General features: G+C 58.5%; 6 protein-coding genes. 3 read left to right on the top strand and 3 right to left on the bottom strand.

The window, feature by feature from the left end; all coding sequences use genetic code 11:
* The first annotated feature begins 758 nt into the window (after nucleotides 1-758).
* On the top strand, nucleotides 759-2,222 hold the full coding sequence (gene rng, locus EDC26_RS14165) for a ribonuclease G (RefSeq protein WP_132583733.1): 1,464 nt from the start codon (nucleotides 759-761) through the stop codon (nucleotides 2,220-2,222).
* A 6-nt stretch (nucleotides 2,223-2,228) separates the two neighbouring features.
* Here rng and EDC26_RS14160 read toward each other — a convergent pair whose 3' ends face one another.
* Both EDC26_RS14160 and msbA read right to left on the bottom strand, forming a co-directional pair.
* Complete coding sequence (locus EDC26_RS14160; protein WP_132583731.1) at nucleotides 2,229-2,630, bottom strand: hypothetical protein; 402 nt, start codon at nucleotides 2,628-2,630, stop codon at nucleotides 2,229-2,231.
* 102 nt (nucleotides 2,631-2,732) lie between these two features.
* On the bottom strand, nucleotides 2,733-4,511 hold the full coding sequence (gene msbA, locus EDC26_RS14155; protein WP_132583729.1) for a lipid A export permease/ATP-binding protein MsbA: 1,779 nt from the start codon (nucleotides 4,509-4,511) through the stop codon (nucleotides 2,733-2,735).
* Between the two features lie 165 nt (nucleotides 4,512-4,676).
* Here msbA and EDC26_RS14150 point away from each other — a divergent pair, with 165 nt between their 5' ends.
* Together EDC26_RS14150 and EDC26_RS14145 are read left to right on the top strand one after the other, a co-directional pair.
* On the top strand, nucleotides 4,677-5,648 hold the full coding sequence (locus tag EDC26_RS14150) for a glycosyltransferase family 9 protein (protein ID WP_132583727.1): 972 nt from the start codon (nucleotides 4,677-4,679) through the stop codon (nucleotides 5,646-5,648).
* Entirely contained in the window at nucleotides 5,645-6,409 is a 765-nt protein-coding gene (locus EDC26_RS14145; RefSeq protein WP_132583749.1) for a YdcF family protein, read from the top strand. Before EDC26_RS14150 ends, EDC26_RS14145 begins: the two co-directional genes overlap by 4 nt.
* Here the strand turns inward: EDC26_RS14145 and EDC26_RS14140 are convergent.
* A complete protein-coding gene (locus EDC26_RS14140; RefSeq protein ID WP_132583725.1) occupies nucleotides 6,393-7,556 on the bottom strand; it encodes a glycosyltransferase family 4 protein in 1,164 nt (387 codons plus the stop codon). The two genes, EDC26_RS14145 and EDC26_RS14140, sit on opposite strands and share 17 nt — an antisense overlap.
* Between the last annotated feature and the right edge of the window lie 64 nt (nucleotides 7,557-7,620).

The raw sequence follows: 7,620 nt of genomic DNA, 5'->3' as shown, positions 1-7,620 counted from the left end.
GATATTGCTTGATGCGACCTCTCGTGAGAAAGGCTGCCCACTCATTCCAAGCGCCCACACTTATCGACTGTTTGATTGTTAAAGAACAAACGATGCGGGCCTTCTAATCTCGCCCCATCGGTACTGCGTATTCGGTACTGCGTACTGCCTCCTGCCTCTTCACGCCGCCCCACCGAACTGCCGGTGAACCTTCGTTACTGCAGAGAAGCGAGATTATGAAGCACTTCGCCGGGCTTGTCAACTGCACTTCCGACGCCACCGTACCACCCACTTCACCCGCTCACTGCCTTCTTCCCGCCGCCTGGACCCTCTCGAATCCCCTGAAATTACAGGGTTTACCCTGAGAGACCCGCCGCGAAAGAACCGAACTATAGCACGCCTTTTAAGAGGTGCGCAAACCGGGGCGCCCATCATCCCCGTCGCCCACCGCCCCCCGGCCCGCGCCAAGACCCTAAGGCATTGAAATGAAACGGCTTTAGTATTTTTTTCTTCAACTCGCCATAGAAAGGCGGCCTTACGGGACAAAACGGCACCCGTCGCGCTGCCTCCCGGCATGGCACCCACAAGGGGTGCCGCTACATACTGCCCACCGCTCACGTAACGGCCCCCTCGTGACCGCATGTTGCCCTGAAGCACACCCCTTGTGGGTGCCAAAATCGCCAAAAACCAGAACGGCCCACAAAACATTTCGCCTGCGTTTTACGCGAGGCGGGTATTGGCCTCAGAATAGAGTCTTTGCGAATCAAAGCGGCCCTTTCATGTCTGAAGATATTCTTATCAACGTCACACCTTTCGAAACCCGGGTAGCACTGATCGAACAAGGCGCCGTGCAGGAACTGCACATGGAGCGCAATATCCAGAGAGGACACGTGGGCAATGTGTACTTGGGTAAGGTCGTGCGCGTGCTGCCCGGCATGCAAAGCGCTTTTGTGGACATAGGGCTGGAGCGGGCGGCTTTCATTCATGTGGCCGACCTGCGCCAGAATCGCCAGGAACGCAGCAATGGAGGCACATTTACGGCGATCGAGAAGCTGCTGTTCGAGGGCCAGTCCCTGATGGTGCAGGTCATCAAGGATCCCTTGGGCACCAAAGGGGCGCGCCTGTCCACCCAGATCAGCATCGCCGGGCGCATGCTGGTTTACCTGCCTTACGATCCGCATCTCGGCATTTCGCAAAAAATCGAATCGGAGGAAGAGCGCAACGCCTTGCGCGAGCGCGTTCTGGGCTTGCAGCCTGAAGACGAAACCGGCGGATTTATTGTCCGCACCCAGGCCATCGATGCCTCGGATGATGAGTTGCGCGTCGACCAGTCTTATCTGCGCACGCTGTGGACCCGCATACAGGCACTCGCAAAAACGCAGCCTACGCCTTCAATCCTGCACACCGACCTGACCCTGGCCCAACGTGTACTGCGCGATATGGTGACCCCGGCAACCAGCATCATTCAAGTGGACTCGCGCATCACTACCCAACAATTGCTGGAATGGGCCAAAATCTACACGCCCTCCGTTCTGGATCGCATCAAGCATTACAGCGGCGAGCGGCCGTTGTTCGACACCGCCAATGTCGACGATGAAATCGCCCGCGCGCTATCGCGCCGCGTTGACCTGAAGTCGGGCGGCTACATCATCATCGACCAGACCGAAGCGCTAACGACCGTCGACGTGAATACCGGCGGCTTCGTGGGCGGGCGCAACTTCGGCGACACCATCTTCAAAACCAATCTGGAAGCGGCGCTGGCAATTGCACGGCAACTGCGATTGCGCAACCTGGGCGGGATCATCATTATCGATTTCATCGACATGGAAGATCTGGAACACCGCAATGCCGTGCTGACGGAACTTCATAAAGCGCTTGCCAAGGACCGCACGCGCATGACGGTGAGCGGCTTCAGCCAGCTCGGCCTGGTCGAGATGACCCGCAAGCGAACGCGGGATTCGCTCGCGCATCAGCTGTGCGAACCCTGCCCTACCTGCCAGTCACGCGGGCATGTCCGGACCGCGCGCACGCTGTGCTATGAAATACTGCGCGAGATACTGCGCGAATCGCGGCAATTCAATCCCAAGGAATTCCGGATTCTGGCCTCGCAAGCCATCGTCGATCTGTTCCTGGAAGAGGAAAGCCCGCATCTGGCGATGCTGGGCGACTTCATAGGCAAGCCCATTTCACTTGAAGTGGAGCGTGTCTATTCGCAGGAGCAATACGACATCGTGCTGATGTAGCGACCGCTATTTAACACAGACGCCGGGGCGAACCATGGCGTTGAACATCTGCTGGATCTGCGCCTCGGTTCCGGCGTGATAACTGTACGCGCGCGCCCGCACCGGGCTGGCCTCCATCAAGGTGAGGTCGATCACTATCGTATTCCCCCAATCGGCAGCCGGCGGCGTATGGCTGCTTACGATGGCATAGCTGGCATTGCGCGGGCTGGCGGTAAACGTGATGTCGCCGCCACAGGCGGCCTGATGTTTGAACAAAGCCATCTGTATGTTGGCAAAGCTGGTAAACGGCACAGTACGTTCGGTGCGCAAATAATCAGATGTGCGTAAATCGTTGAGGCGCAAACCCGCTTGGGAAGCGGCGCACCCGGCCAGCATCAACGTCGCCGCCAGCATTATCAATTTCTTCATCTTCAACTGCCTCATGTGTGGCCTTGATAATTTAACAGGGCACAGGTTATTGCGTAAATGGCACCCACAAAGGGGAGCCGCTACATACGCGGCCATCTGGAATCAAGCGTCTTCCCGGAATTGCATGCGATAAAGCGATGCATACAGACCATCCAGGGCCAGCAGATCCTCATGGCGGCCCTGCTCCACGATTTTCCCGCCATCAAGCACCACGATTCTGTCCGCTTTCTGAACCGTCGATAGTCGATGTGCAATCACCAACGTGGAACGCCCAACCATCAACCGCTCCAGCGAAGCCTGCACTTGCCGTTCGGACTCATTATCGAGCGCCGAGGTGGCTTCGTCCAATATCAGTATGGGAGCGTTCTTGATCAGGGCGCGCGCAATCGCCAGGCGCTGACGTTGGCCGCCGGAGAGATTGCCGGCATTTTCGCCCACCATGGCGTCCAGGCCATTAGGCAGGCTCTGAACGAAGCTGCGCAAATTGGCGGCGTCGAGCGCAGCGTCTATCTGGGCGCGGCTGGCATCATGCAGGGCGCCATAGTTGACGTTCTCGCCAATGGTTCCTTCAAACAGGACCACATCCTGGCTCACCAGGGAAAGCTGTTGACGCAGGCTGCGCAGCGTGATCTCGTTAATAGGCTCGCCGTCAATAAGCACCGTGCCTTCGGTGGGGTAGACGAAGCGCGGCAGCATGTTGACCAAAGTCGTTTTACCGCTGCCCGAACGCCCTACCAGCGCCACCGTTTGACCCGGCTCGACCGTAAACGACACGTTGGACACCGTATCGACCGACGCATTGGCAAAACGATGGCTGATATTCCTGAATTCCACACGTCCCTGGATAGGGGGCTGCAACACCCGCGTGCCGGTGTCGTCCTCGGGCTTGTGATCGACCAGGGTAAACACACTTTCTGCCGATACCAGCATGCGCTGCATGCGGCCGGCGGTATTGGTCATGCGGCGAACCGGATCGAAAATCTGACCCAGTGCCGCCATGAACGCGGCGAAGCTTCCTACCGTCAAACTTTGATGATTGGCCTGATACAAAGCGACAGCGATGACCGCCGCAACCGACAGCGCAATTGAAAACTGAGCCAATGGCGACATGGCCGCCTGCGCCGTCGCGGTACGCATGGCAAATCGCCGCAAGCGCCCGTTGACATATTGAAAACGCTTGGCCTCATGCGCGTAACCGTCAAACAGCTTGATCACGCGCTGCCCATCGATGCCCTCGCCCACCACGCGCGTGAGCTCCGCATTCATATTGACCGTATCGCGGTTTATAGTGCGCAGGCGCTTGATGAACAAACGCGCGATAAGCGTGGAAATCGGCAGCATCACGACCACAATCAACGTCAGTTGCCACGACATGTATACGAGCACGCACAACAACGCAATGATGACCAGGGTTTCGCGCACCACCACTGTAACGACCTCGGTCGCCGAAGCGGTGACATTACCCGCATCGATCGTGAAGCGATTCAATAAGCGCCCCGTATCGCCACGCTTGAACTCTTCGTCGGGCAAACCCAGCAAGCGTTCGAACATTTCGCGACGCAGGCCCAGCAGCATGTTATTGGCTATCCATGCCAGCAGGTAATCGCTGCCAAAGCTACATACGCCGCGCAAAAACACCAGCCCTATGACAGCCAGCGGAATCGACCATATGTACGAAGGTTTTGCCCCCGAGAACCCCTGATCCAGCAAAGGCTTCATGATAACGGCCAGCGTAGGCTGGGTGGCGGCCGACAGGGCCAGCAATACCGCAGACAGCACCACTATTTTCCAGTAGGGCCCCAAGCGCGTGTAGATGCGCCGCCATACGTCAAATTTGACAGGAGCGGAATCCGGCGAGGACGATGGCGAGCTTGAATTCAAAAACAACTCACTTTTACGCTAAAAAGAGGCTCATTTTAACGTTCTGAAAAATCCGTCGATAATACGGGGGTCTGGACGGGCAACGCCCGTGCGAGCCAAACAGGTTCAGACCACTCCAAGCGTCGGCCATCATACCGCTCTTGTCAATAATCACCGTAAAAATCAATGCCTACGTTATCTGCCATTTACATCCGACTTCCCAATTGGATTGGGGATGTATGCATGAGCCTGCCTAGTCTGCAAGCCGTGTTGAACACCCAAATGCCCGTAGTCGTGTGCGCGCGCCCCTGGGCACGCGAACTGCTTGCCGGATATGACCTGTCTGGCTTTGTAGAGATGAAAGGCCGCTGGAGAGAAGACCGCGCCGCAGTCCACGCCCACCGAAAAAAGGCCCGCCACGCACACGCCCGGGGGCTATTATTGCCCGACTCGCTCTCGAGCGCCATGGTATTCAAATTCGCCGGCCTGCCCTGCGCCGGATACAGAGATGACGGGCGCAGCCTGATCCTGCGCTGGCCGGTGAGCAAGCCGGCGGCATCCTTGCACGCCGTGCAATCGTGGTACTACGTCACATCGCAGGCGCTAAAGCGCTGGAACCTGCCCGTAGAGCCCACACATCCTCCCGCGCAACTGGGCCTGCCCTTGGCCGGCAAACAACTGGCTAGGGGCCGGCAAGCCCTGCAAAACGCAGGCCTGGCGCCGGGCAAATTCATTTTAATTGCGCCCACGGCGACTGGCCTGCACCATGGCAAGGCCAAAGTCTGGCCTTATTTCGAGGGCCTGGTCCAGGCGCTCCAGAGCAAAGGATACGCCGTCGCGATGTGCCCGCCCGCAGCCGAAGCCGAGGCCGCGCGACGCAACGCACCCAGCGCCCTGTGTCTGCCGACGCTTGATTTGGCCGCGTTTGCTACACTCGCTCAACTGGCTTCGTTGGTCATATGTAATGATTCAGGCGTCTCGCACCTTGCAGCGGCGGCTAACGCCAGGCAACTGACTCTGTTTGGCGTCACCGATAGGGCGCATACAGGCCCATGGTCGCGCAAAGCCACATGCCTGGGTTCGGCGCAACAATGGCCCTCGCTAGCCGAAGTCCAAAGCCAAACCTGTACCCTTTTGCATATCGAACCTGGCACATAACAATGTCGAGTTTTTTTACGAACTTAGTGATCCCCGTTAATCTGTGCGTTACGCTACTGATAGTTGCTCTGGTGCTGTTCATGGCCCGGCGCCGCAAAGCCGCTTTTTTCATCGCGGCCAGCGGCCTGTGCTGGGCGGTATTCTGGTCGCTGCCCGCCTCCTCTCTATGGGCGGGTGGACGCCTGGAGCAGCTATATCCGCAAAAATTGCCCGCCGAGCTCCCCAACGCCGATGCGATTGTGGTGCTCGGCGGCAACACCGCCAACAATCGCACAAACTGGTTTGAACCCTACAATAAAAATACCGCGGCGCCGCGTGTCGACACCGCAGCCTTGCTCTACAAGGCGGACCGGGCGCCCATCATCATTTTGTCGGGAGCCGCGCTGGAGGGCAAAACCAGCGAAGCGCAAGTCATGGCTCGAGCGCTCGAGCAGCAAGATATCCCCGATCGGGCGCTGGTGCTGGAAATGCAAAGCCGAAACACGCATGAAAACGGGCTATACACGGCCAGCCAACTCAAAGCGCGACACATCAGCCGTGTCCTGCTCGTGACCTCGGCGCTGCACATGCCGCGAGCCATGGCCGTTTTCAAAAAGCAAGGCATCATGGCCATCGCAGCCCCTGCAGCGCCGCAAATCGTCGTTCCGACCGACCCGGGGTTTTCATTCTGGCTGCCGAACATGCGTGCGCTGGACGCCAGCCGTTCGATCATCAAAGAGTATGCCGGCTTGCTCGCCTATTGGGTCAGAGGCTGGATTTAGATTTTTTTTCGGCGCGCTCGACCAGCACCTGGCTGTAAAGCTCCAGATAACGCCGTGCCACTTCGACCCAGCTGTGGCGATCGACCACCCCATAGCCTCCCTGCACCAGGGCGGCTCGCAGCGCCGGATCGTCGCCAATCTGTTCGACAAACCCGGCCAGCTGCGCGGCATCCTCCGGATGTGACAACACCAGCGCTTCATGGCCGGGCTCCACATATTGCGCAAAACCGCAGTATGGAGCCGGGCTGAGAATAACCGGCAAGCCAAACGACATGGCTTCCAGCGGCGCCATGCCAAAACTATCGTTCAGCGTGGGATGCACATACAGATCGGCCACGGCGTAATAGCGCTCGACCTCGGATGTCGTGTCGACCAGCCGCACCCGATCCGACAGCGCTGAATCGTTGATCTTGCGCAGAAAATCTTGCGCAAGAGGCCGGCCGCCCACCACCAACAATTTATAGTGCGGCGGCAATGACGCCAGGGCCTTCACTATCGTGGGCAAACCCTTGCGCAACGGATTGCGAGCGACCAGCAAACAAACCTGATCGTCATCCGACCACCCCAGCTCCTCGCGAACCTGCGTCCGGGCACCCGCCGCAACGGGCTTGGGCCGCTGCACTCCCGGAGCGATCACGGGACATATCAGCGAGTCGCCATAGGCCTGGCGCAACTGCTCGGCGATCAGGCCCGATACAGCCACGGTGCGGTGGGCGGGCCGGTTTGCCACCCGGTGCCGCTCCAGACTCAAATAGGTTTGCACACGCAAGCTGACCCGCGATAGCGCACGCTTCAGAAAAGGCAATTGGCGTACACGCCAGTTGTACCGGACTGGCGTCACATGGACGACCTCAATATCACCGCACCAGCCATTCATATGCGAATGGACGATATCGAAACCATGCCGTGTATGCCGTCTTGCCCGCCAGGCAAACAGGCCGACCCGTATCCAGCCAGGCCACCCGCTCCAGACACGCAGAGAAACAAAAGGCAGTTGCACATCACAAGTGGGATCGTATTCGCGGGCAAAAACGGTAATGTCGTGATCCCGTGCCAGTTCCCGCGCCAGCGCAACCCCATAGGCTTCGGCGCCGCCAAAGCGGCTGCCAAACCGGTCAAGAACCAACGCTATCTTTAATCTGTGCATGAGGCCTTATTCCATTTTTAAATAAATCGTGCGCCGGCCTCGCGCAGCCGTGCCAGCGTACTGC

The sequence above is a fragment of the Paralcaligenes ureilyticus genome (genome assembly GCF_004346225.1).
Lineage (GTDB): Bacteria > Pseudomonadota > Gammaproteobacteria > Burkholderiales > Burkholderiaceae_B > Paralcaligenes > Paralcaligenes ureilyticus.
The sequence above is the reverse complement of the archived record's forward strand: the minus strand, read 5'-3'. Positions and strand labels throughout refer to the sequence as shown.